We start from the raw sequence: 26646 nt of genomic DNA, 5'->3' as shown, positions 1-26646 counted from the left end.
ATTATGGGCTTACTTCAGCCATGCCTTGTACATCCAAAGCGTCTTTTCCTGCTCCTCAATCAAGGCTGACATCTGATCTTCCGTGCCACTGTCATGAGCATCTCCAGCAATTTCCTTCAACTCCTTTTCTTGTGTTATGATCTGCTCAAGATTGGAAACTACTGTTTTTACAGAAATTTCACCTTCGTGAACATTCTTCACAGGCTTGATGTGAGCTGTCGCCAAATAGTCTTCAAAACTATGAAGTGGCGTTCCGCCAACTGTCAGTATACGTTCGGCAATTTCATCTACTTTCACAGATGCATCCGTGTAGAGTTCTTCAAACTTAACATGCAACTCAAAAAATTCTTTACCCTGGATATTCCAATGGAAGCCTCTGAGATTCTGATAATAGATTTGATAATCAGCAAGTAGCGAATTCAATTTTTCAATGATTACTTTATTTTCCTTCATGATTATTCTAATTAAGGTTATGACACTACAAAGAACGTAAAGTGGTCTGCGGAGGTGTCGCCATAAGCATCAGTTATGGTGATGTGATAATAAAAAATATTGATCTGATTTTTAAGAAGGAATATAACTCTTGAACAGGCTTTTGATTTTCATCTGAATCACTCCGAACACAGCTTCTTTGAAAATACCTCTGGACATTTTGGATTGTCCTTTGGTTCTATCTGTAAATATAATCGGTACTTCCTTGAGCTTGAAGCCATACTTCCAAGCCAAAAATTTCATTTCGATTTGGAAAGCATAACCTACGAAGTGCACATTATCTGGCCCAATAGTTTCTAACACTTTGCGCGTATAACATTTAAAGCCGGCAGTAGTGTCTTTGATGGGTATGCCAGTAATGAACTGCACATAGATACTAGCGCAATATGACATCAGCACGCGATCCATTGGCCAGTTGACTACATTGACACCAGAAATATATCTTGAGCCAATTGCTAAATCTTCTCCAGCTTCACAGGCTTCTCTCAGTCTAATCAAATCTTTTGGATTGTGAGAGAAATCTGCATCCATTTCAAATATATATTCATAGCCCTTTTCCAAGGCGTAATGAAAACCTGCTAGGTAGGCAGTGCCTAATCCTGATTTTCCCTCTCTTTCTAGCAATTGGAGGGCTTCAAATTCTGGCTGTATTTTTTTTACAATATCTGCTGTGCGGTCTGGCGAATTGTCATCCACCACCAAAATATCAAACCCAGCTTTCAAACTGAAAACGGCTCTTATGATATCTTCAATGTTTTCTTTTTCATTGAAAGTAGGAATAATGACAAGACTAGTGTTCAAGCGCTAATGTTTATTTTTTACGAAACTATGAGAAAATGCGAATATTTGAACGGTCTTCAGATCAAATGTCAAAAAGAATCATGGGAATTCCAGATTATTTATAACCCAATATCTCCATCATTTGTTCGCTCGACTGCTCCTCAGCAAATACGCGAGTTGACATCTTTCCGTTGTCATCTTTTTCTACTAAAATATGCTTAGGAGCAGGAATTAGACAATGCTGAATGCCGCCATAACCACCCAAGGACTCCTGATAAGCTCCAGTATGGAAAAATCCGAAATACATGGTTTGTTCTTTTTCAATAACTGGTAAAAACAATTCTCCAATGTGCGCTTCTGAGTCATAATAGTCCATACTATCGCACGTTAATCCTCCAATGTTGACTCTGTGAAATTGGTTGTTCCAAAGGTTGATGGGCAGCATGATAAATTTCGCATTGAGACCCCATACATCAGGGATATGCGTGATGAACGAACCGTCCATCATATACCAGAGCTCTTTGTCGTTTTGCAGCTTTTGGTCAAGTACGGAATAGATAGTGGCTCCACTTTCGGCTACAGTATAGCTGCCAAATTCTGTGAAGATGTTTGGTTCTTCTACACTGTTCTTTTTACAAATCCATTGAATGTTTTCAATGATTTGCTCTGCCATGTACTTATAATCATATTCAAAATGCAAGGAGTTCTTTATAGGAAAACCACCTCCAATATCCACGGCTTCAAGCTCAGGGCAAACCTTTTTTAGTTCAGCATATTTGTACACAAATCTGCTGAGTTCACTCCAGTAGTAGGCAGTATCTTTTATTCCTGTATTGATAAAATAATGAAGCATTTTTAGCTGGCCCTTAGATTTATCCTTGATTCTGTTTTGATAGTAATCAATGACATCTCCATATCTAATCCCGAGGCGAGAAGTGTAGAATTCGAAGTTAGGTTCTTCATCTGCGGCGAGCCTCATGCCCATATTGAACGGCTTCTTCACATGCTCCTCATAGTAATCCAGTTCCATCAGGTTATCCAAAATGGGCAAGCAATTTTTGAACCCAGCATTAAGCAACTGAGTAATCTTTTCTAAATAATGTGGACGCTTGTATCCATTACAAATGATGTAGGTGTCTTTAGTGATCAACCCTCTTTCGAACAAAGCCTCCACAATAGAAATGTCGTAAGCAGAGGAAGTCTCGATATGGATATTGTTTTTTAAAGCTTCCTCGAGCACAAAAGAAAAATGGTTTGACTTCGTGCAGTAGCAATAGGTATAGCTTCCGTTATATTTCTTTTTCTTGATCGCTTCAGCAAATATTGCTTTTGCGTTTTGGATGTTTTCAGAAATCTTGGGCAGATAGGTTAGTTTGAGTGGTGTACCATGCTCTTTGATGATGTTCATGAGATTTACCCCATTAAAGAATAGCTGGTTGTTCTTTACGTCAAATTCCTGAGTAGGAAAATAAAAGGTTTGGTCAATTAAGTCACGGTACTTTTTCATTTAAACAGCAAGGTAAAATTAGAGCTTAAGTAAACGAGCAAATATCTGCAAATTTATGTTTAATACGCATCATCGTAATTGCTAAAATTCCTGTTAAATTTGCCGTCCCAAAAACCCGAATTTGATGATTAATATTTTAATTAAAGACGAAACTGCTCCGCTGAAGTCGGTTGTACTTGGTACAGGCGAAAGTTTTGGTGGAGTACCTGCTATCGAAGAAGCATACGATCCCAAATCAAGGGAACACATTCTCGATGGAACCTTCCCAAAAGAGGAAGACATAATAAATGAAATGGAAGCTGTAGCTAGCGCACTTAAAAAATATGGAGTTGAAGTTTATCGACCTGAGGTACTCTCTGATACCAATCAGGTGTTTGCACGTGATATTGGTTTCGTGATTGGTGATAAATTCATCGTCCCTAACATTATTGATGATCGAGCGAGCGAAAGGGATGGTATTAATTATTTGCTTGATCAAATCAACCCTGAACAGATCTTAAGAATGCCAGAAGGTGCTTATGCTGAAGGCGGGGACGTGATGCCATGGAAGGAGAAACTCTATATTGGCTATTCGGAAGATGAGGATTACAACAAGTACAAGGTAAGTAGGACTAACCGTGCAGGTGTGGAATTTTTGAGAGATCAGTTCCCAAACTGTGAGTTTTATGCTTTTGAGCTCAAGAAGTCTGATGATGACCCCAAAGAAAACGCCTTACATCTCGACTGTTGTTTTCAGCCGATTGGCAATGATCAATGTATCATCTACAAGGGTGGTTTCAAAAACGAAAGAGATTACGAACTGGTAGTGAGCCATTTTGGTCAGGAAAACTGCCTAGAGATCTCCAAGGATGAAATGTACCACATGAACTCTAATGTGTTCTCCATTTCGCCAGAAATTATTATTAGCGAGCAAGGATTTACTCGACTGAATGACGAGCTGGAACGAAGAGGCTTTAAGGTTGAAAAAGTGCCTTACAGTGAAACGGCCAAAATGGAAGGCCTTTTGAGATGTTCTACTCTACCACTAGAAAGAGCCTACTGATATGGGAGTAAATACAACATCTACGATCATGATGATCCGTCCAGTACAGTTCAGGCTCAACGAACAGACGGCAGTCAACAATTACTATCAAAAGGCACTAGAGGGTATTACACCTGAGAATGTACAGGAACGAGCATTGGCTGAGTTCGATGGATTTGTTCAGAAGCTTCGGAACCATGATATTGAAGTTTTAGTAGTGAAAGACACGCTTGAACCTAGTACACCAGATTCTATTTTTCCAAACAACTGGATTTCATTTCATGAAGATGGAGTCATAGGGCTGTATCCCATGTATGCAGAAAATCGCAGACTCGAACGTCGTCAAGACATTATTGATGATTTGGGACAATTTGGTTATCAAATCACTAATATCATTGACCTATCTGGGACGGAAGAGGCAGGCAGATTCTTGGAAGGGACTGGGAGTTTGATCCTAGATCGAGGAAATCAAATAGCTTATGCAGCTATTTCAGAAAGAACTCACCCAGAAGTGATCAAGGATTTTGAAAGTGCCTTTGGCTATAAAGTAGTTTCTTTTGTAGCCAATCAAAATGTAGGAGGCAAAAGACTACCCATTTATCACACAAACGTGATGATGGCCCTGGGTCATGATTTTGCAGTCATTTGCCTAGACACTATTGATGATACTGGCGAACGAAAAATGGTGGTAGATTCACTAGAGAATTCGGGTAAAGAGATTATTGAAATTTCTGAAAATCAAAAAGCCCATTTTGCTGGTAATATGCTTCAGGTAGAGAATAAATCTGGTGATCGAATGATGGTGATGTCAGCTGCTGCTTATGCCTCATTGGACGAAGATCAGAAAACTAAAATTTTATTATATAATAAAGACATCATTTCCAGTTCGCTTGATACGATTGAAGCACTGGGAGGCGGAAGCGCACGATGTATGATGGCAGAAGTTTTTCTGCCCAAGAAGTAAGAAAGAATGGATATTGTATCACAATTGCAACAAGGAATAGCAGAGGGGCTCAAGTCTCTCTATGATCACGAAGTATCAGCTTCAGATTTGGGTTTACAGCCTACCAGGAAGGAATTTGAAGGGACTTATACTTTTGTGACCTTTCCTTACGGAAAAATTTCAAAAAAGAATCCCATGGAAACTGGCGAGGACTTGGGTACCTACTTGAAAGAGAATTGTGAAGTTGTAGATGGTTACAATGTGGTCAAAGGCTTTTTGAATATAGAAGTGTCTGCGTCCATTTGGACAAGTTTGTTCAATCAAATAGCTGCCAAGCCAAACTTTGGGGCGCATGCGCGAAAAGGGGAGACTGTGATGGTGGAGTATTCTTCGCCAAACACAAATAAACCTCTACACTTGGGTCACTTGAGAAATATCTTTTTGGGTTACTCTGTTTCTCAGATTTATGATGCTTTCGGATATGACGTGGTCAAAGTCCAGATCATCAATGATAGAGGGATTCATATCTGTAAGTCTATGGTCGCCTGGCAAAAATTTGGAAACGGAGAAACGCCTACCTCTGCTGAACTGAAAGGGGATAAGCTAGTGGGTAAATACTATGTGGAATTTGATAAAGCCTATAAGGCTGAAATTGCGCAGTTGGTTGAGGCTGGTAAGCCTAAGGAGGTAGCAGAGAAAGAAGCCCCTATTTTACTAGAAGCCCAAGACTTACTCAGAAAGTGGGAAGCAAAAGAATCAGATACTTATGCGCTTTGGGAAAAAATGAACGGATGGGTTTATGAGGGGTTTGACGCTACGTATCAGCAGATGGGAGTAGACTTTGATAAACTTTATTACGAATCAAATACCTATCTGCTAGGCAAAGAACAAGTAGCTGAAGGTTTAAAAGCTGGACATTTCTTTGCCAAAGATGATGGGTCTGTTTGGGTCGATCTCACTGAAGAAGGATTGGATCAAAAGATCGTACAAAGATCTGATGGTACAGCTGTTTATATGACACAAGATATAGGTACGGCTATCCAAAGATTCAAAGAATATCCAGGGTTGATCAAGCAGGTCTATACTGTCGGCAACGAGCAGGACTATCACTTCAAAGTGCTTTTTCTGATTCTAAAGAAATTGGGTTATAAGTGGGCAGAGGAGTGTTATCACTTGTCTTATGGCATGGTGGATTTGCCTTCAGGCAAAATGAAGTCTCGTGAAGGAACGGTGGTAGATGCAGATGATTTGATGAATGAAATGATCAGCACAGCAGCTCATCACACCAAAGAGCTGGGTAAAATTGACGGTTTTAACGAGGAGCAAGCCAGGGAGCTCTATGATACAATTGGTTTGGGCGCGCTGAAATATTTCTTGCTAAAGGTAGACCCAAAGAAACGAATGCTTTTTGACCCTCAGGAGTCCATTGAGTTTCACGGAAATACTGGCCCATTTATTCAATATACGCATGCGAGAATATCCGCCATTCTAAGAAGGGCAAGTGAATTAGGCATTGACACTGAATCGCTAAGCATTTCATCTGATATACAATTAACCCAGACGGAATGCGATCTGATTTATTTGATTTCAGAGTTGCCAAATAAGATCAAATTGGCTGCTGAGGATTATTTGCCCTCTGTGATTGCTCAGTATGTTTATGATCTGGCCAAGGAATACAACAAGTTCTACGCTGAGTTAGCTATTTTCGGAGAGCAAGATCAGGGAGTGACCACAGCTCGTGTAGCACTTTCAGCTCAAGTAGCGAAAAATATCAAATTTGGCATGTCGCTTTTAGGCATCCATGTACCAGATAGAATGTAAATTTGAATCTGTCATTTCGTAAGGAGGAACAACTGGAGAAATCTTGTTGGCTGAAACAACAAATACTTCGGATGGCTGCAATACGCTGAGAAAATTTCTTTGCCCGGGCTACGAAATGACTGGTTTTGATTGAAAGGTTAAAATTGAATAATGATCGATTCTAAAATAAAACACTGGCTCCAAGCTTTCAGACTTCGAACACTACCTTTGGCGCTGTCCAGTATTTTTATGGGTAATTTCTTGGCGAAATGGCAGGGGTCATTTGATTGGGGTATCCTGGGACTGGCAGTTACTACAACTGTATTTTTACAAATTCTGTCCAATCTGGCCAACGACTATGGAGACTCTGTTCATGGAGCAGATAGTTCAGAAAGAGAAGGCCCCTCCAGAGCTGTACAAACGGGTACCATTTCGAAAGAGCAAATGAAGCTCGCTATGATTGTTTTTGCAGGCCTGTCATTGGTTTCTGGGCTCTCTTTGTTGGCCCTGGCTTTTGCAGGTCAGTGGATATTGATTACTGTTTTCTTAGTGTTGGGCCTTCTAGCTATTTATGCTGCCATCACTTATACAGCTGGAAATAAGCCCTACGGCTATCGCGGACTGGGAGATATTTCAGTTTTAATATTTTTTGGGTTGATTGGAGTTTATGGTTCATATTATTTGCAAACCAGAGTGTTGGATTGGTCCATTCTGTTTCCGGCATTGAGCTGTGGCTTCTTGGCGACTGGTGTTCTCAATGTAAATAACATTCGAGATATTGAGTCTGATAAAAAGGCTGGTAAAATATCAATACCAGTTAGGATAGGCAGAGACCGTGCAGTGACTTATCATTTTTGTCTATTGGCTCTTAGTATGTTATCAGGTTTGATGTTTACCCTGCTCAATTCTACTCAATGGACATCATTTTTGTTCGTTCTTTCCTTTCCGTTAATCATAAAAAATGGATGGGCGGTGAAAACCAAAACAACGGCTGTAGCCCTCGATCCATATCTGAAACAATTAGCATTATCCACACTTTTATTCGTGATACTGTTTGGCATGGGGTTGATTTTGTAGCTCGACGGATATTAATGCTTTTCGTTACAGAGTGCGCTCGTGTACAATTACTGTCCGATTCTTTGACAAATATTATTTGGTGTAAAGATCAATAGACTATCTCTCAGTGAGTTAGCTTCTTGGCATGCTGTTGGCCTCTGACTGATTGTCAAAAACTTAAAAATTCACTGTTATGAACAAAATCAAAAGAATATCAGCCATGGGCTTGGCCTTATTGCTTATACTCCAAACTTCAGTCTTTGCTGAAATTCCAGAAAACAAATCTGTAGAGAAAGCCAAGGAAGCTGTAGAGAATGGTTCGCCAGATGATTGGCAGCTATTAGCCAAGCAGGCCAAAGTATTGCTAAGAAAAAAGAAGGACTTAGGTACGGCTAAGGAATGGATTGAAAAATCTATCGCCATCAAACGAGATGTCAGCAATCTGGAATTGATGGGTGATTACTATGTACTTAATAATTTGCCTAAACAAGCACTAGACTACTACTCGCAGTGCTCTGAGCTGATGAGGCAAAATGATCAAAGCGCAGACGTATCTTATTATCAGAACAAGATCTGGGAGCTGAAGTATTAAAAACATTTAAAACTTACGTTTATATCGTGAGGCCGTCTCAGAAGGAGACGGCCTCTTTTTTTGATAGGAGGGGAAGTATTGCTTTCTTTGTGAAAAATTCATCGTCATGTCTAAAAAAGGAAATTTCAAAAACCGGATTGGGGTCGTGTACTCCACAAGCGAAAGTTTTGATTATATAGAGGAGTCTGAATTAGAAGAAGAAACATTGGCACCCAAAGACCAAAAATTACGAGTAGAACTCGACAAGAAAAACCGCAAAGGGAAACAAGTCACTTTAGTCACTGGTTTTACTGGTATGACAGGAGATTTGAAAGAATTGGGCAAGTTGCTCAAAACGAAATGCGGCGTTGGAGGTAATGTGAAGGATCGTGAGATCATCATTCAAGGAGACTTGAGGGATAAGGTGGTAGAGATTCTACTCAAAGAAGGTTATCAGGCGAGGAAGATTTGAACCAGTTCAAAATTCAATAGTTAAAGTTAAAAATTGACTTTTGATCGGATTAAAGACATTTAAGAGTCATTTTTAGATAAGATCGAATCTTAAACCTTAAATCTTGAATTTATTTCACAGTGGGCTTTTACAAATGCTAAAGTTTTATCTATATTTGCACTCCGATTTTTTAAGGATCGCTAAAAGACTAGAAAAATGTCGAAAGTTTGTCAAATAACTGGTAAGAGACCACAAAGCGGAAACAACGTTTCCCACGCTAATAACAAAACAAAGAGAAGGTTCTATCCGAATCTATTCAAGAAGAGATTTTATCTTCCTGAAGAAGATAGATGGATTACTTTGAAAGTATCTTCAACAGCATTGAAAACCATCAATAAGAATGGTTTGGCTGCTACGTTGAAAAAGGCTAAAGAAAAAGGAACCCTTTCATTATAATAATTTAGAACGATGGCTAAGAGAGGTAATAGAGTTCAGGTAATATTAGAATGCACCGAGCATAAGACTACAGGTCAGCCAGGTACTTCTAGATATATTACGACAAAAAACAGGAAAAATACTCCTGACAGAATGGAATTGAGAAAATTCAATGCTGTTCTTAAGAAATATACTGTTCACAAAGAAATTAAATAACCATGGCTAAGAAGGTAGTTGCAACCCTGAAGAATAAGGATGGTGTAAAATATGCTAAGGTAATTAAGGCGGTGAAAACCAAATCAGGAGCATATTCATTCAGAGAAGAAATTGTCACTGAAGACAAAGTGAAAGAAGTATTGGCTGCGAAATAATTCAGCCCTTTAAGATATCTTTGAAAGTCTCCTGATTGTGTCAGGAGACTTTTTCTGTTTTTTACCTATCCACCAAACTGATTATGGGATTATTCAATATTTTTTCTAAAGAAAAGAAAGAGACACTTGATAAAGGTCTTGAAAAAACAAAAGAGAATTTCTTTTCTAAATTGGGTAAGGCTGTAGCTGGGAAATCTACAGTTGATGATGAGTTGCTCGATGAATTGGAAGAAGTATTGATTACCTCAGATGTAGGAGTAGATACTACAGTCAGAATAATCGAAAGGATAGAAGAGCGTGTAGCTAAGGATAAATACCTGAATGCTACTGAGCTTAATGTCATTCTTCGTGAAGAAATAGCTGGACTGCTAGAAGAAAACAATTCTGGTAATGCTGCTGAATTCGAATTGCCGGCAGATAAAAAACCTTATGTGTTGATGGTGGTAGGCGTGAATGGTGTGGGTAAAACAACGACCATTGGCAAACTGGCCTCTCAGTTTCAAAGAAGAGGCAAATCGGTTGTGCTAGGGGCAGCAGACACCTTCCGTGCAGCTGCAGTGGATCAGCTCAAACTTTGGGGTGAGCGAGTGAACGTGCCAGTGATTGCCCATGGCATGAATACGGATCCTTCAGCTGTAGCTTACGATGCAGTGAAGCATGCTGTGGAGCAGAAAGCTGATATTGTCATCATTGATACTGCAGGTAGATTACACACCAAAGTCAATCTGATGAATGAATTGACAAAGATCAAAAGAGTCATTCAGAAATTTGTAGCTGATGCTCCTCACGAGATCATGTTGGTGCTAGATGGTAGCACTGGGCAAAACGCCTTCATTCAGGCTCAGGAATTCACTAAGGCCACAGACGTTTCTTCTTTGGCCATCACCAAATTGGATGGAACGGCTAAGGGAGGTGTGGTCATTGGCATCTCTGATCAATTCAAAATCCCAGTCAAATACATTGGTGTGGGTGAAGGTATTGACGACCTTCAGGTTTTCAACAAGCATGAGTTTGTAGATTCCTTTTTTAATTAATAAAATCAATTCAACTTCTTATTGAGATCTTTCTAAATATTCATTGGAATTAACGGCTCTATTCATTTTATCTAACGTCAGCTGATTATATTGGGTGTAAGTTTAGCTCGATAGCACATGGCTCAGAAAGAAGAAATCCAACTCATAAAAGACGACCCTTGGTTAGCTCCCTACCAAGATGATATTGCCCAACGTATGAATTTTTTCAAACAGCGTTTGGATGATATGGTAAGTCATTCGGGTTCATTGTACGAGTTTGCAAATGGACATCATTATTTTGGTTTCAACTATGATAAAAAGGAAAAAGGCTGGTGGTATCGGGAGTGGGCGCCAGCTGCGGACGCACTTTCATTAATTGGTGATTTTAATGGCTGGAATGCTGAAAGACACCCTTTGACTCAGGATGAAAATGGTGTCTGGGGCATTTTTGTTCCAGACGGCAGCGAGTATCCTATGTCATCTTTGAGTCTCGTAAAAGTGAAAATCCAAAATGGATTAGCGGATCGAGATCGATTGCCGGCTTATATTCAATGCGCTATTCAAGATCCCAAGTCTTATGACTTTGCTGGACAGGTGGTATCCGAATCTAAATACAAATGGAAGGACTCGAAATTCGAGCTTGATATTAAAAATCCCATCATTTATGAGTGCCATGTGGGAATGGCTTTGGAAAAAGAGGGAGTAGGTACTTTTCGAGAGTTCACAGATTTGATCTTGCCCAGAATCGCCAAACAGGGATACAACTGTATTCAGATCATGGCTATCCAGGAGCACCCATATTATGGGTCTTTTGGTTATCATGTATCAAATTTTTATGCCCCATCTTCACGTTTTGGTACACCTGACGACCTGAGGTACATGGTTGATCATGCGCATCGGTTGGGTCTGGCAGTGGTCATGGACGCTGTTTATTCTCACGCAGTGAAAAATATTGCTGAAGGGTTGAATGACTTTGATGGATCTGATAATCAATATTTCCATAAAGGAGGTCGTGGTTATCATACAGGTTGGGATTCAAAACTGTTTGATTATGGAAGGACAGAAGTGCTTCAGTTTTTGCTATCCAATATTCGATACTGGATGGAGGAATTTCATTTTGATGGATTCCGTTTTGATGGTGTGACATCTATGCTTTACCACCACCATGGAGAGGGGGTGGGCTTTGATCATTATGACAAGTATTTCAAAGAAGGTGTTGATTGGGATGCCATTTGTTTTTTGCAACTGGCTAATGAATTGATTCATGAAATCAAAACAAATGCGATCTCTGTAGCGGAAGATATGAGCGGAATGCCAGGTATGTGTCGTCCAGTATCTGAAGGAGGGATTGGGTTCGATTATCGTTTGGGAATGGGGCTGCCTGATTATTGGATCAAACTGCTTAAGCATTCATCTGACGAAAATTGGAACATGAATGAACTTTGGGGAGTCATGGCCAATAGGCGCTACAAAGAAAAGACCATTGCCTACGCTGAATCTCATGATCAGGCATTGGTAGGGGACAAGACCTTGGCCTTTTGGCTCATGGACAAAGAGATGTACTTTCACATGACTAAATCAGACCATGATTTAGTAGTAGAACGAGGTATAGCCCTGCACAAAATGATTCGACTCATCACAGCAAGCCTAGGAGGAGAGGGTTATCTCAATTTTATAGGCAATGAATTTGGCCATCCCGAGTGGGTCGACTTCCCAAGAGAAGGTAATGACTGGAGTTATAAGTATGCACGTAGGCAATGGTCTCTGGTGGATAATGAAGACTTAAAGTATCAATGGCTCAACGATTTTGATCGGGCCATGTTAGCCATGTTAGATCAGGATAACGTGCTTTCTGCTTTGCCAGCGAATCAGTTGAATATAGATGAGGAGAACAAGGTCATCATCTTTGAACGTAACCTTTTAATTTTTGTGTTCAACTTCCATCCTGACAAATCCATTGCAGATTACAAATTTCATTTGCCAGAAAAAGGAGACTACAAAGTGATACTTAACACTGATGAACCTGAGTTTGGCGGCCACAGCAGGATTGATAGTTCCATTACATATCCAGCTATGCCCTACGAGCATGGATTTCAACTGTCTGTTTATTCGCCAAGCCGCACGGCCATGGTTTTAAAGAAAGTTTAGAGTTTCAAATGAAGATCACTCAGTATGTTGATGAGTGACTGGTACACATTGTAGCTGTTGTTTGTTTCACCTTGATCCAGATCTGGATTGAGACTTTTCAAAACCCCAATTGAGCCGAGTCTCGACCACTTCTTCTGTAAAGCTTCTGGTTTCTTGACCAACGAAGCTTCTAATCCATAGAGCTGCTTGATCCAACTTTCTTGAAGTGGGTAGTTTTTCAATTGATCCAAATCGACAGAACCATAGGCAGCACTGATGGGTTGCCGAATATTGTAAGTTTCGGTAGTAGAGGTTTTCATCTGTTTATTCAATGCCACTAACTCGGCCTTGGTCTTTGTTTTTCTGATCAGTTCATTCCAGCCACCAAAATCTTCCAGTTGCTGGCTACCGAGTTGCATGAAATTATTGACAACCTCATGGTCATGAAATAGTGTATCTCCTCCATCATGATTGACAAGCATGAGCATGAAGCCCTCATTGGATTTAGAACTGAAAACCCTTTGATTTTTTTTGTCTCCCAAATACCAATCTATTGCACCAGCAAAGGTTGATTTAAAATCAGAACTTTCAAGTTGTAATGCCAAGTCATTGAAATAGATATTTTCAGTATTGAAAAAATATATGGGCTTCACCCCAAAAAGATTTTTAACTAATTTCTGGTGCCAACTGACCTCTCTTTCGAAATGAGACTTTGAATATAAACTGGCTAATGAGTGATGATAAGTTCCGCCCAGGATGTTTATGTGTTTGGCAGACTTAATGGACTTGATTCTAGTGGGGTCGCAAATGGCTAACAGCTCCAAAAAAGAGCCGGAAAAATAAACAGACACAGGATGTTTGGCATCTATGACTTCGTCTAGCTGATTACTGATGCCCGAGATGTACCACTCATTAAACAGATTTTCCTCATCCTCTGCAAAATAAGATTTGCCCGATCTGACATCAAAAAATGAAAATTCTGATAAAGGACATTCCCAGTCATAAACTAAAACAAGTGATAGTAATTTGCTCATAATATCTTATCAACTACTGAAAGTACTTCAGCTGCTGACTTCTCCCAACTCAATTTTTTAATTTTTTCTCTATTGCTTTTAACCTGTAGTTTGCTCATGTTTTCATCTCCCAAAATGGCAATGATTTGATCTGCAAAATCATCAGTTGATGCTGGGTTAGCTTGATGTGCATCAGGCAACAATTCAGCTGCTCCGCATTTATCAGAAAGCACCAAGGGTACACCTGCATCAGCGGCTTCTACAGCTGCCAATCCAAAGGGTTCTGAAAAAGAGGGCATGCAATATACATGGGCTATAGCGTATAGTTTCTGAAGTTCTTCATGTTCAAGATAGCCTGTAATATGAAAGCGATCAGCAATTTCGCTTCCAGCACCAGCTTCAATTAATTTCTTGTACAACTCACCTTCTCCTGAAATGACAAATCTTGTGTCTGGATTTTGCTCAAAAACTTTCTCAGCAATTTCAAGAAATTGCATAGGGCCTTTTTGCCCTGATAATCGTCCTACGAAGAGTACTATTTTTTCGGCAAACGGACTTTTAGCTTTTACAGGATCAGTATGCGTATGTCCATGATAAATCACCTGAATTTTGTCTGGAGAAATACCATATTCACTTATCATCACTTGCTTGGAATATTCGCTGACTGCAATGATGGCATCTGCAGCCTGCATGGTTTTTTGTTCTAAATCGAAAATCCAAGATTTGGTCTGACCAAAATTTCTGTCAAAATCCAGTGAGTGGATATGCAACAACAAGGGCTTGCCAAACCTTTCTTTCAATTCCAGAGCCGCTTTGAACGTGATCCAATCGTGGGCATAGAGTACGTCGTAATCTATTTTTTCTCCTTCCAAAACCAGTTCGTCTGAATAAGTAGTCAGTTGTTTGTGTAGTTTCTGACTTTCTACTTTCTCCATGGTATGCGACTGAGTCACTTCATGGTAATCATAAGCAGAAAGCTGTGCTTCTATACTTACAGTAGCCAATTCCTTCAGTACGCTTAAATCCGAAAAAGAAGATTCCAGATTGACTTTAGGTTTTCCGAATTGATCGAATGACTTCGGCTCAATAATTTTTAAGCTTGTCTTTTTAGACAATTCTTCGGCAAGTTTTGCAGTGGCGACTCCCAAGCCACTAGTCAGACGACCTGGTGCGCCAGGTCCAAACATTAACAATTTTACGCTCATAGTTTTAGGTGTTTGATTTAGGTTCCTAGTGGGTCGTTCTCTATTGTTTAATGATTAATTGTTTAAAATTTTTGTCTATGGATAAACTCACTATGCCAGACTCAAGCTTAGCATTGGTGGTCACGTCTTCATTATCTACTACTACTTGTGATGGCATTTGTTGCAGTCCATGCAGTCTAATTTCATAGGTCTGATACGTAGAGGCAAATTCGCCATCCAGCACTTGAGAAATGAGCCAATAATTTCCTTCAATTGCAGATGTCAGTTGCTTTTTTACAAAGCCTTTGGACTCCAAATAGTCATAGCCATCTCCACTGTCTTCGTAAATGTAGGAAGCAGTGCTAGATGCCGGTTTGTAGCATTCCAGTGTCAGTTCGTCAAATACAAATTCATCTACATACTGCATCTTAGGCTGCTTAGGTATGATAGCTCCTTGTCTGATGAATATGGGTATCTGATTCAAGGGCGTGTCGACTTTGATCTCTAATCCACCATCGATCAGTTGATCAGACCAGTAGTTGTACCATTGACCTGACGTCAGATACATTCTCCTGCTGGATTTACCTGGCTCTGATACTGGGCATACCATGAGGTGATCTCCCAAGAAAAATTCCTCTTCACGATAAAATGTTTCTGGATCAATATGTCCTTCCAAGTGCAAGGAGCGAATCATTGGAATACCTGTTTCGCTATGATTTTGAAATACAGAATAAATGTAAGGCATCAATTCGTAGCGCATTTCGATAAAACGACGAACAATGTCTACATATTTTTGATCGAACTTCCAGGGTTCTTTGTCTCCGTGATCTCCAGAAGAGTGCGTTCTGAAGAATGGATGAAATACAGCCATCTGAATCCAGCGGGTATATAATTCGCCATCAGGTGAGCCAATAAATCCTCCGACATCTGATCCTGCGAAAGAGATACCTGAGGCAGCCAATCGCTGACATTGGATATTGGCAATTTTTAAGTGTTCCCACGAAGCCATGTTATCTCCCGTCCACACAGAGGCGTACTTTTGAATGCCTGCATAAGCTGATCTGGAGATAGTAAATGGTCTTTTGTTTTTCATGTACTGCTTCTGACCTGCCCATGTGGATTGTGCCATGAGCGAACCATATACATTGTGCCCTTTTCTGTGGCTACCTGGATGTCCGTCGAAATCATGGCGAACGTCATTCGGAAAGGTGCCATCTTCGAAAGTGGCTGGTTCATTCATATCATTCCACACCCCATCCACGCCATTTTCAATCAAACCATCAAACAGTGTAGCCCACCATTCACGTGTTTTCTTCTGAGTAAAGTCAGGGAAATGGCACAACCCAGGCCATACGCTGGCTTTGAGTAAGTCGCCATCCATTCTCTGGCAAAAATGATTGCCCTTCATGCCTTCTTGATAGACACGGTAATTTTTATCAATCTTGATCCCTGGATCAATGATCACCACAGTTTTAAATCCTTGATTTTTCAGATCACTGATCATCTTTTTTGGATTAGGGAATTTCTTATCATCCCACGTGAAGCACCTAAATTCGTCCATATAGTCGATATCTAAGTGGATGACGTCGCATGGTATCTCACGGCTTCTGAACTCGTCTCCAAGCTTTCTGACCACAGATTCTGGGTAGTAGCTCCACTTGCTTTGGTGATAGCCCAAAGCCCATTTTGGAGGAAGCTGTGGCTTTCCTGTCAGCCTGGCGTATTTGCTTACTACATCAATTAATTTTGGCCCATGGATATAGTAGTAGCGCATCTCACCTCCCTGTGACCAATAACTACAGACTGTTTTTCTTTCCTTTCCAAAATCGAAAAAGCTCCTGAAAGTGTTGTCCATAAAAATGCCATAACCCACCTGGCTGTGCTGTCCCATATAGAAGGGTATATTTTTGTAGACAGGATCTGATTCATTTCCATAGCCATAGCAATCTGTCCCCCACAGTTCTCGCTTGGTGCCAATCAGATTAAGATTTCCAGTTTTGTCACCCAAGCCATAGAATTTTTCACCTTCGTGCAGCACCCGAGTGCAAATACTGATATGACCACCATAGTGTTTGTGGTCTTGCCAGTGAAATCCCTTTTCATCTTCCAATACTGCCGTGCCGTCAAGCGTGACAATTTTGGTTTGCAGTGTAGTTTTACTGATATAGCATTTGAGTATATCAGTTTTGATGACAAAAGTGGCTTTTTGATCTTCAAACTTGTAATTCAGTTCTTCAGGCTGAAAAGAGGGATCAATGGAGTAAGAAAAATCATCTTCAAAATAGCCGCTTATTCCATGTCTAAATTTTAATATATCAGCAGCAATCACTCTGATTTCCAGAGAAGCCAATTCACCATGAAAGAGAAAGGCATCTTCTTGCTTTTCCCAAGTGACCAATGCGCCAGAGAAGAACTCCTCTACATTTTTGTCTTGGAATTTTTCTATATAATTACCAGAGAAGTCTGTTACGCCCTCTTTTTTGTTTTCTTCTGTAAGATTTTCCATTTCTTATTTTATCATGGAGAAATTTAAACTATTTTGAATGCCAATGGCCGTTTCTAAATTGAAGTTTAGCATAAACATGCCATCTTTCAGTTGATCAAAATATTTGTATGCAAAAATAGTTATGATTAACAACAAAAGGCTCTTTTTGCAAACTGCTTTTTAACAGATTGTATATTTTGTTAATTTTGCTCCAATGAATTATGCAATTTATTGAATATATCGTAATTCGCATTTGACTAATATTGCATTTCAAAAAATAGAATACTGCTGACCATGGCTCCAAAAACAAAAACTGTAGTTAGAAAAAACACAACCTTAGTGGAGGTAGCCTGGGAGGTTTGTAATCAGGTAGGAGGGATTTATACGGTAATCCGATCCAAAGTGCCCACAATGGTGCAGGGTTGGGGGACGAATTATATCCTTTTAGGCCCTAATGTGCATGCCAATGTGAATGCAGATTTTGAACCTGACGAATCTATAGACTCACCTGCAGTAGCCATTGTTAGAGAACTCAGGGCTATGGGTTGGGATGTGCAAATTGGATCATGGCTGGTATCAGGTCGGCCTACTACCGTGCTATTCAATCCTAAAAGTGTGATGGATAAGCTAGGTGATATCAAATACTTCTATTGGCAGAATCATCATATTTCTTTCAATCAGCACGATCCTCTAATGGATGAAGTGCTTGCTTTTGGATATATGGTTAAGGAATTTTTGTCCAGATATGCGCGTGTCTGTCTGGATCAAGATCATGATCTTTTGGCGCATTTTCATGAATGGATGGCTGGAACTGCGATCCCTGATTTGAAAAAGGAGCAAATACCTGTTCAGACCGTATTCACAACGCATGCGACTTTATTGGGAAGGTATTTGGCTATGAACGATCCTTTCTTTTATGATCATTTACCTTTTTTGGATTGGGCTTCAGAAGCGAAAAAATTTAATGTAGAGCCAACCGTACAATTGGAGCGTGCTTGTGCTCATGGAGCAAATGTGTTCACTACAGTCAGTGACGTGACTGCCAAGGAGTGTGTCCACCTACTGGGAAGAAATCCTGATTGTATTTTACCAAATGGCTTAAATATTGAGCGGTTTTCCGTATTGCACGAAGTGCAAAACTTGCACCACACATACAAGAAGCAGATAGAGCATTTTGTGATGGGACATTTTTTTCAATCCTACACTTTTGATCTCAACAATACGCTTTATTTTTTCACTTCAGGTCGGTTTGAATATAAAAACAAAGGGTATGATTTGACACTTGAAGCGCTCGCAAGATTAAATCATTACATGAAAGAAAAGAACATTAATAAGACAGTAGTGATGTTCTTTGTGACCAAACAACCCTATAGCAGCATCAATCAGGATGTACTCACCTCACGTGCGATCATGGAAGAGATTGATCACAACTGTGATGCAATCATGGAGCAGCTCAAAGAGCGCTTATTTGATGCTGCCGCAACAAATACAGATCATCGCCTGCCTGCACTCAATGAATTGGTAGATGATTATTGGAAATTGAGATACAGAAGAACGATTCAATCTTGGAAATCAGATCGATTGCCGAGTGTGGTTACGCACAATCTGGTGAATGATGCAGAGGATCCAGTGCTTAATTTCTTACGCGGAGCCAATTTACTCAATCATAAGGATGACAAAGTGAAAGTAGTATACCATCCAGACTTTGTGACTTCTACGAATCCATTATTTGGTATAGAGTATGGCCAGTTTGTGAGAGGATGCCACATGGGCATCTTTCCTAGTTATTATGAGCCTTGGGGATATACTCCTGTGGAGTGTTTGGCTCGTGGCGTTTCTGCGATCACTTCAGATCTGTCAGGCTTTGGCAATTATGTCAAAAAAATAAAAAAAGGAAATGAGGCACATGGGATGTATCTAATCGACAGAGAGGATCAAGATTTCCATTCGGCTGCAGATCAATTGGCCAACAAGATGTTGCAATTTGTGAATACAAATAGGAAATTTAGAATTCAAAGTAGAAATAAGGCGGAGGATCTTTCCGAAGAATTTGATTGGAAGAACCTCATCAAGCACTATGACAGAGCTTACGACAAAGCTTTGAATAATTATCCTACTAAATAAAAATTTAAGTATAAAGACAACTAAAAATGTTTTCAACTGACCAAGAGGAATTAATTGTATCTAGAGGAAGTGATATTAAAGTTATTGAAAGACAGATTATGGATTTTAAAACCGGATTTCCGTTTTTGAATCTTGACAGACCAGCTACGATTGACGATGGAATTGTGCGACTCACTCTCGAACGAATAAATACATTTTTAGAGCAATATGAGACGCTGACGTCTGGGAAAAAATTATTAAAATTTGTACCAGCTTCTGGTGCTGCGACCAGAATGTTCAAGGATTTATTTGAATATCTATCTACTGGTGAACTAAATACAGGCACAGAAAAATTTATAGAAGGACTCGGCAATTTTGCTTTTTATGGCGAGCTATCTGCATATCTGAAAAACCAGGGTCTTGATATAAAGGAATTAGTAGCATCAAAGGATTATAAAACGATTGTCAGTGCTTTGCTTAATGAAAATGGTCTTGGATATGGAAGCTTGCCTAAAGGACTTCTTACTTTTCATAAAACTGAAAATGGGGTTAAAACCCCAATAGAAGAGCATTTGGTAGAAGGAGCAAAATATGCCTCACAAGAGGGTCTGGTGTATTTACATTTTACGGTTTCGCCAGAGCATCAGCCAAAATTTGAAATTAAACTGCAGCGTGTGTTGTCAAAATATGAAAAGGAGCTAGGAGTAAAATATGAAGTGTCTTTTTCTCAGCAGAAGAAATCAACAGATACCATAGCAGTTGACTTGTCCAATGAACCCTTTCTGGACAATGACCAGATATTATTTAGGCCGGCCGGGCATGGTGCCTTATTAGAAAACTTGAATGAATTGAACGCTGATATCATTTTTGTAAAGAATATTGATAATGTAGTGCCTGATCATTTGAAAGAAGATACGATCACATACAAAAAGGCGATTGCTGGTATACTATTAGCTTTTCAAAGTGATTCGTTTGATTGGCAAAAGCGAATAGTGAGTGGTGAAGATTGTTTGAATGAGGCACTCAATACATTAAAATCCAAATACGGAATAGCACTTAACTTAAATAACACAAAAGAGTTGACTCAATACTTGAACAGACCTGTTCGTGTGTGTGGAATGGTGGAAAATACTGGCGAGCCAGGAGGAGGGCCATTTTGGGTGAAAGGAGATCAAAGTACTTCTCTTCAAATTGCAGAAACTGCACAGATTGACATGACTGATTCAGCACAGACTGAGATTTTAAAAAAATCCTCCCATTTTAATCCTGTGGATTTGGTATGTGGAGTAAAGGATTATAATGGAGAAAAATTTGACTTGTTAAAATACCGAGACGACAGGACTGGTTTTATTACACAGAAATCCAAGAATGGAAAAGACCTTAAAGCCATGGAGCTACCAGGTCTTTGGAATGGCGCCATGGCAGACTGGATTACACTCTTTGTGGAGGTGCCAATATCGACATTTAACCCAGTGAAAACTGTGAATGACCTGTTGAAACCAACTCATCAATAAGACTTAACAATTTTTAACAGCAACATCTGATCGATATCCGTCTTGGGTTTTAAAACTTACCCAAAGTGGATTAGTTTTGTTTGGTTAGAAAAGAATAATCTTCGAATATGGAAGCAACTGCAAGTGTAGATAGTAAAAAAGTGCATCAGGAAAAAATCAAGCAGATTTATACTGAAGTAAATAAGGTAGTAGTCGGTCAGAAGTATATGATCAATCGGCTGATGGTAGGCTTATTTACACAAGGACATATCCTTTTAGAAGGTGTCCCTGGTTTGGCAAAAACATTGACTGTAAATACGCTGGCTAATGTACTGCACCTTGATTTTAAGCGAATCCAGTTTACACCTGATTTGCTACCTGCTGATCTCTTGGGAACCATGATTTATAATCAAAAGGCTTCCAATTTCGAGGTGAAGAAAGGGCCGATTTTTGCCAATTTGATTTTAGCAGATGAAGTCAACAGATCACCAGCTAAAGTGCAGTCAGCATTGCTAGAATCTATGCAGGAGAAGCAGGTCACCATTGGTGAAACTACTTTCCAGCTGGATCGCCCTTTTTTAGTGTTGGCGACACAAAACCCAGTAGACCAAGAAGGAACCTACCCACTCCCGGAAGCACAGGTAGACAGGTTCATGATGAAAGTACATGTGGGCTACCCATCCAAAGATGAAGAGCTGGAAATCATGCGCAGAATGTCAAATATGACATTTGATAGTAAGGTGGATACCATATTGACCAAGGATGATATTTTTGCCATTCGAAATGAAATCAATAGTGTCAACTTATCAGAGTCGCTGGAGAAATATATTATTGAGTTAATTTTTGCTACCAGAGATCCTCAGGCCTATGGCATGAAGGAAGAAGCACATTACATTCAGTTTGGAGCATCTCCTAGAGCTTCCATTAATTTGAATTTGGCAGCTAAGGCCATTGCCTTCTTAGAAGGCCGTGATTTTGTGCTTCCCGAAGACATTAAGGAAGTGGCTCCAGATGTTCTCAATCACAGGATCATTCTTAACTATGAGGCAGAAGCTGATGGTATTACTACACATGATATTATCAATACCATTTTAAGTAAGGTCAATATCAGTATGGTCAAGTAATTGGCATCAACAAAAAGGAATTAAAAAGCAGCTTCAGCAACGGAGCTGCTTTTTTGCTTTATGTACTTCACATTCTCTTAACATTGTTAAAATAGCAATAACACCATTTGCTATTCTTTTAACAGAAAGGTAACTACTACTTCCACACCTGATAATATCACTTGTACAGTTTTGCAGTACAAATTTTGAAAAACATAATATCAGAATACTTAAAAGAAAAGAAATGAAAAAATTATTAGCACTATTATTCGTGTTTACTTCAATGGGATTGATGGTTTCATGTGATGACGATGATGATGAAATTGAGAAAACAGTAGAGGAATTACAACAAGAAGCAGTTGATGCTGCAGCTGTAGCAGTAGCTGCTGTTGTTTCTTCAGACGAAACAGCCACAGGAGCATCTGATGAAAGCGTATTTGACGATTGGACTTTAGTAGACCAAGCGGGTCAAACTGGTGGAAGAGTGAGAGATATTGCTGAAGAAATTGAAGTAACTGCAAATATCGAGCAAGATACTGAATGGACTAGCGACAACATATATGTGTTGAAGACAAGAGTAACTGTATTGGATGGAGCTACCTTAACTATAGAAGCAGGTACAGTTGTTAAAGGTGACGCCTCTTTATCTGGTGCAAATGCTGCCGTATTGATGATCGCCAAAGGCGGTAAATTGATGGCAGAAGGTACTGCTACTGCTCCGATTATTATGACTTCTACGGATGATGATATCCAACCAGGTGAAATAGCAGGAAGCGAGCTTGATCAAGACGACAAAGGAAGATGGGGTGGTTTGGTGATTTTGGGTAAAGCGCCTGTAAGTGCTAAAACTGAAAACCCTCAAATCGAAGGTGTAGATGCTGAAGATAGCAATGGTCAATATGGCGGAAGTGATGCAGCTGACAACTCTGGTGTAATCAAATATGTTTCTATCAGACATGGTGGAGCTGAAATTGCTGAAGGTAGCGAAATCAATGGTTTGACATTGGGTGGTGTAGGTACAGGAACTGTTATCGAAAACATCGAAGTTTATGCCAACTCTGATGATGGTGTTGAGTTTTTTGGAGGAACTGTGAATGTGACTAACCTTTTGGTTTACGCAGTAGGTGACGATGCAATTGATATTGATCAGTCATACGCTGGTACAGTTTCTAACTTCGTAGTATACGTTGATGAAAACTCTGATGAAGGTCTTGAAATTGATGGAAGAGAAGGTTCTTTAGACAAGTCATTTACTTTGATGAACGGATCTATTAACTCAATAGATGGTACGAATACCAATGCAGATTTTAAATCAAAAGCTAAAGGTTCAGTAACTAACGTAGTATTTGAAGACGGTAAAGTTAAGCTTTCAGCTTCTTTCGATTCAGAGACTTATCAAGAGTCTGAAGACGCTGCTTTAAACGTGGTGAACGAGTCCTTGACATTTAGCAAGGTAAGTGTTTCTTCTTTCGAAGTATACACGACTAGCTTTGACGAGTAATAGACTTCGTCATCAGATAAAAAATCAAAGATTCATTTTCTGAATATAGAGGCTCCGGCAGAAATGTCGGGGCCTTTTTGTTTCAAACTATTTTTTTCTGACTTGTTGAATTTAACATGAAATCCGGAGATCAAAAGTTAATCCAATGTTATCATCGTTAAAAAACGATTAAGACGATTGTGCAAGTATAAATGCGTGTTTTTGAATTCTGGCTATTCAGAGTCGATTTTTGTGTTAAGAAAATGTTAACCCCCTTCAATTAACCGACTGATTTTTAAACATTTCATAAAATCCTGAACACAGTCAAGGAATATGGGAGATCTAGTTTTGCGTTAAAATTAGAATATCAGAAAATGAACAAGATATTATTAACATTAGGATTAATCATTAGCGCGACCACACTATCATTAGCGCAACAGGGATTTTTAAGAGGGAAAGTAATAGACGGATCTAATGGCGAAGGGCTGTTTGGATCTACCATTACAAAACAGGGAACCACACAGGGTTCGGTTGCCGATTTTGATGGCAATTTCTCATTGGCACTAGAGGCAGGCACACACAATATTGTGATTCAATTTGTTTCCTATCAGCCACAGACTATTGAAGGTGTAGTGATCAAAGCAGGTGAAGTAACTAACATAAATGTTACGCTTTCAGAAGATGTACAGCAGCTAGAAGCTGTAGTGGTAACTGCCGAGCAAATCAGAGACAACGAAGTGGCGCTGATGTCTATTCAAAAGAAATCCGCCAACACGATTGATGGCATTTCTTCTGCTGCATTCAAAAAGGTAGGCGATAGCAATTTATCTTCTGCCATGAAGAGAGTAACAGGAGTAACCGTTCAGGGCGGAAAATATGTATATGTAAGAGGTTTGGGTGATCGATATACCAAGACATCTATGAATGGTATGATCGTCCCAGGGTTAGACCCTGATAGAAATGATGTGCAAATTGACATTTTTCCTACAGCCATTCTAGAAAATGTAATGGTTTACAAGACTTTCAGTCCTAACCTAAGTGGTGATTTTGCGGGTGGATTAGTTGACATTCAGACGAAGGCATTTCCAGATGAAAAAACGACATCAGTATCTGTTAGTATGGGCTACAATCCAGACATGCACTTCAAGTCTGACAATGTAAACTACCAAGGATCGGGCTCTGACTTTTTAGGATTTGATAATGGACAGAGAGATTTGCCGATTGCAGCAGGCACTGAAATTTCTACGCGCCCAGATGATTTTGTAGCTGAGACTACAAGAAAATTTGATCCCACCTTAGGAGTAGATCGTTCGAGGAACTTTATGAATACAGGACTTTCTGTGCTGCACAGAAATCAAATCCAAAGAGACAAGGTTACTTGGGGATACAATGCCATCTTTAACTACAAAAACACCAATACGTTCTACGACGGATTTGTAAGAAAAAGATATGAAAAGGACAGAACGACGAGCGAAGTTTCTTTGATCAGAGATTTTACAGGCGTAGGTGATTTGAGTACAAACAATGTGCTTTGGAGTGGATTAGGAACGCTGGCGGCTAAAACAGATAACCACACGATCGGCACGAGCTTGCTACATACCCAAAATGGTGTTTCGACTGCGCTAAAAAGAGAGATGAATTTCACAGCTCTAAATAATCCAACAAATATTAACAACGATATCTTGGCATATACTCAGCGCTCAATGACCAATAATATCACTTATGGTAAACATAACTTTGACAAGTTGAGAATTGAATGGTCAAACTCTTTATTGTTTTCAAAAATTAGTGATCCTGATTACAGGGATACAAGAATAAATGAAGACGACGGAGCGTATGGTTTTAAAAATGGTGGAGCCGTAAATCGTTTTTGGAGAGAATTGGATGAGGTAAGTGAGAGCTTCAAAGCAGACTTTACCTATAATTTGAACGAAAAGAATAAATTGAAATCTGGTGGATTAATGACTTTTAGAAATAGAAATTTCAATGTTTACCAGTATGCATACGAGCCATTGGAGGTCTTTGATGTAGCGTACAATGATCCAAATTGGATTCTGTCTGAAGACAATCTTTATGCTTCAACAAATGAAGATGGGCTTTATATCCAAGACAATAGCAACACTTACAACAATTACGAAGGTAGACAAACCATATTTGCTGGATACTTGATGAATGAAATGCAAGTGACACCTAAATTGAAATCAATCTATGGTGTGAGAGTAGAAAATGTACAAATGTATTATAGTGGAGTTCGCCTAAATGAAGACAATTCTAGCGAAGCTTTGGATAACGAAAAGACAATGAATCAAACTAACCTTTTGCCGTCTGTAAGCTTAGTATATGCATTAAGAGATGATATGAATTTGAGAGGCTCTTTCAACAAGACGGTAGCAAGACCATCCTTCAAAGAGAAGTCTTCTGCGTTCATTGAAGATCCAATTACAAGAACTAGATTTTCGGGAAATCTTGATGTTAAACAGGCTGAAATATTGAACTATGATTTGAGATGGGAATATTTCTTTACGGCCAGCGAAATGTTTTCTGTATCATTTTTCTACAAAGATTTCACAGATCATATTGCTTTGGTATTCTTTCCTAATAGTCCAGGCCAGTTAAAACCTAGAAATGTTGGTGAAGCTGCAGTATATGGTACTGAACTTGAAGTAAGAAAAAACCTTGGGGGCATTAGCCCACTGATGGAAAATTTTTCTGTAGGCGGCAATTTTTCGTATGTGATTTCTAAAGTGAATAGAAAAACAGTGGCAGTGAATGAAGAAGGTCAGTCGGAGTATGACAGTGAAGTGGCTTACAAAGGATCCGCTGAAGGCGTAGAGCAATACAGAGAAATGACTGGACAATCTCCATACGTTATGAATGGATATCTGAACTATGAGAATAACTTACTTGGCCTGACGGGTAACCTTTCTTATAACGTTCAAGGTGAAACCATTACCTTCATAGGTACCTCTAACGTTCCTGATGTTTACACCAAACCGTTTAATAGTTTGAACTTGAAAGTTTCAAAAACTTTTGGGGAGGCAGCCAATTCTCAGCTAAGTTTTAGTGCAAAGAACCTGCTGAGCGAAAAACAACAACAAGTTTACAAATTTGGTAATGAAGAGGAGTTGTTCTCTTTATATAAGCCAGGAAGACTTTTTGAACTAAAATACACTTACACATTTTAAGGTAAGATTAATCAAGAGCATTAAGGCAGCCAG

At 39.4% G+C, this 26646-nt stretch carries 22 protein-coding genes; 16 read left to right on the top strand and 6 right to left on the bottom strand.

The window, feature by feature from the left end; translation table 11 throughout:
* Nucleotides 1-9: 9 nt before the first annotated feature.
* The 3 genes from B9A58_RS08105 to B9A58_RS08095 form a co-directional block, all read right to left on the bottom strand.
* Nucleotides 10-453 (bottom strand): Dps family protein, encoded by a 444-nt coding sequence (locus B9A58_RS08105; RefSeq protein WP_084372165.1) that lies wholly within the window; start codon nt 451-453, stop codon nt 10-12.
* Between the two features lie 111 nt (nt 454-564).
* Nucleotides 565-1293 (bottom strand): polyprenol monophosphomannose synthase, encoded by a 729-nt coding sequence (locus B9A58_RS08100; RefSeq protein WP_084372163.1) that lies wholly within the window; start codon nt 1291-1293, stop codon nt 565-567.
* A 94-nt stretch (nt 1294-1387) separates the two neighbouring features.
* A complete protein-coding gene (locus B9A58_RS08095) occupies nt 1388-2779 on the bottom strand; it encodes a type III PLP-dependent enzyme domain-containing protein (RefSeq protein ID WP_084372161.1) in 1392 nt (463 codons plus the stop codon).
* Between the two features lie 124 nt (nt 2780-2903).
* Here B9A58_RS08095 and B9A58_RS08090 point away from each other — a divergent pair, with 124 nt between their 5' ends.
* The 11 genes from B9A58_RS08090 (at nt 2904) to B9A58_RS08040 (ending at nt 12588) form a co-directional block, all read left to right on the top strand.
* On the top strand, nt 2904-3821 hold the full coding sequence (locus B9A58_RS08090; protein ID WP_084372159.1) for a dimethylarginine dimethylaminohydrolase family protein: 918 nt from the start codon (nt 2904-2906) through the stop codon (nt 3819-3821).
* 1 nt (nt 3822) lies between these two features.
* Complete coding sequence (gene ctlX / locus B9A58_RS08085) at nt 3823-4764, top strand: citrulline utilization hydrolase CtlX (protein ID WP_084372157.1); 942 nt, start codon at nt 3823-3825, stop codon at nt 4762-4764.
* A 6-nt stretch (nt 4765-4770) separates the two neighbouring features.
* Entirely contained in the window at nt 4771-6564 is a 1794-nt protein-coding gene (gene argS / locus B9A58_RS08080) for an arginine--tRNA ligase (RefSeq protein WP_084372155.1), read from the top strand.
* A gap of 150 nt (nt 6565-6714) precedes the next feature.
* On the top strand, nt 6715-7620 hold the full coding sequence (locus B9A58_RS08075; protein ID WP_084372154.1) for a 1,4-dihydroxy-2-naphthoate polyprenyltransferase: 906 nt from the start codon (nt 6715-6717) through the stop codon (nt 7618-7620).
* A 172-nt stretch (nt 7621-7792) separates the two neighbouring features.
* Nucleotides 7793-8191: a hypothetical protein gene (locus B9A58_RS08070; protein WP_084372152.1), complete on the top strand. Its 399-nt coding sequence runs from the start codon at nt 7793-7795 to the stop codon at nt 8189-8191.
* A gap of 106 nt (nt 8192-8297) precedes the next feature.
* Nucleotides 8298-8642 carry a translation initiation factor gene (locus tag B9A58_RS08065; protein WP_084372150.1) on the top strand — a complete coding sequence of 115 codons (345 nt, stop codon included), beginning with the start codon at nt 8298-8300 and terminating at the stop codon, nt 8640-8642.
* 195 nt (nt 8643-8837) lie between these two features.
* Nucleotides 8838-9077, top strand: coding sequence for a 50S ribosomal protein L28 (rpmB, locus tag B9A58_RS08060; protein WP_084372148.1), 240 nt, complete (start codon nt 8838-8840; stop codon nt 9075-9077).
* A gap of 12 nt (nt 9078-9089) precedes the next feature.
* Nucleotides 9090-9272, top strand: a complete 183-nt coding sequence (rpmG, locus tag B9A58_RS08055; RefSeq protein WP_084372146.1) for a 50S ribosomal protein L33 — start codon at nt 9090-9092, stop codon at nt 9270-9272.
* Between the two features lie 2 nt (nt 9273-9274).
* Nucleotides 9275-9427: a DUF4295 family protein gene (locus B9A58_RS08050; protein ID WP_084372144.1), complete on the top strand. Its 153-nt coding sequence runs from the start codon at nt 9275-9277 to the stop codon at nt 9425-9427.
* 83 nt (nt 9428-9510) lie between these two features.
* Entirely contained in the window at nt 9511-10461 is a 951-nt protein-coding gene (gene ftsY / locus B9A58_RS08045) for a signal recognition particle-docking protein FtsY (protein ID WP_084372142.1), read from the top strand.
* A 117-nt stretch (nt 10462-10578) separates the two neighbouring features.
* Complete coding sequence (locus B9A58_RS08040; RefSeq protein WP_084372140.1) at nt 10579-12588, top strand: alpha amylase C-terminal domain-containing protein; 2010 nt, start codon at nt 10579-10581, stop codon at nt 12586-12588.
* Here B9A58_RS08040 and B9A58_RS08035 read toward each other — a convergent pair.
* From B9A58_RS08035 to B9A58_RS08025, 3 genes are read right to left on the bottom strand one after another with little or no spacing between them, the layout of a single operon-like run.
* On the bottom strand, nt 12585-13601 hold the full coding sequence (locus B9A58_RS08035) for a polysaccharide deacetylase family protein (RefSeq protein ID WP_084372138.1): 1017 nt from the start codon (nt 13599-13601) through the stop codon (nt 12585-12587). The genes B9A58_RS08040 and B9A58_RS08035 overlap by 4 nt on opposite strands.
* The gene (locus B9A58_RS08030) at nt 13598-14785 is read right to left on the bottom strand and encodes a glycosyltransferase family 4 protein (RefSeq protein ID WP_084372136.1); all 1188 of its coding nucleotides are present in this window, start codon (nt 14783-14785) and stop codon (nt 13598-13600) included. Before B9A58_RS08030 ends, B9A58_RS08035 begins: the two co-directional genes overlap by 4 nt.
* A gap of 40 nt (nt 14786-14825) precedes the next feature.
* Nucleotides 14826-17270: a glycoside hydrolase family 31 protein gene (locus B9A58_RS08025; protein ID WP_084372134.1), complete on the bottom strand. Its 2445-nt coding sequence runs from the start codon at nt 17268-17270 to the stop codon at nt 14826-14828.
* Between the two features lie 273 nt (nt 17271-17543).
* Between B9A58_RS08025 and B9A58_RS08020 the strand changes: the two genes are divergently transcribed.
* The 5 genes from B9A58_RS08020 to B9A58_RS08000 all read left to right on the top strand — a co-directional run bounded on the left by B9A58_RS08020 (nt 17544) and on the right by B9A58_RS08000 (nt 26613).
* Nucleotides 17544-19373, top strand: a complete 1830-nt coding sequence (locus tag B9A58_RS08020) for a glycosyltransferase family protein (protein WP_084372132.1) — start codon at nt 17544-17546, stop codon at nt 19371-19373.
* Between the two features lie 26 nt (nt 19374-19399).
* Entirely contained in the window at nt 19400-20866 is a 1467-nt protein-coding gene (locus B9A58_RS08015; protein WP_084372130.1) for a DUF4301 family protein, read from the top strand.
* A 140-nt stretch (nt 20867-21006) separates the two neighbouring features.
* Nucleotides 21007-21969 carry an AAA family ATPase gene (locus B9A58_RS08010; RefSeq protein ID WP_084373181.1) on the top strand — a complete coding sequence of 321 codons (963 nt, stop codon included), beginning with the start codon at nt 21007-21009 and terminating at the stop codon, nt 21967-21969.
* Nucleotides 21970-22192: 223 nt separating this feature from the next.
* Nucleotides 22193-23449, top strand: coding sequence for a hypothetical protein (locus tag B9A58_RS08005; RefSeq protein WP_084372128.1), 1257 nt, complete (start codon nt 22193-22195; stop codon nt 23447-23449).
* A 353-nt stretch (nt 23450-23802) separates the two neighbouring features.
* Nucleotides 23803-26613, top strand: a complete 2811-nt coding sequence (locus B9A58_RS08000) for a TonB-dependent receptor domain-containing protein (RefSeq protein WP_084372126.1) — start codon at nt 23803-23805, stop codon at nt 26611-26613.
* The last annotated feature ends 33 nt before the right edge of the window (nt 26614-26646 follow it).

Origin of the sequence: Reichenbachiella faecimaris (assembly GCF_900176375.1) — a bacterium.
Taxonomy (GTDB): domain Bacteria; phylum Bacteroidota; class Bacteroidia; order Cytophagales; family Cyclobacteriaceae; genus Reichenbachiella; species Reichenbachiella faecimaris.
This window is presented reverse-complemented; position numbering and strand designations above follow the sequence as displayed.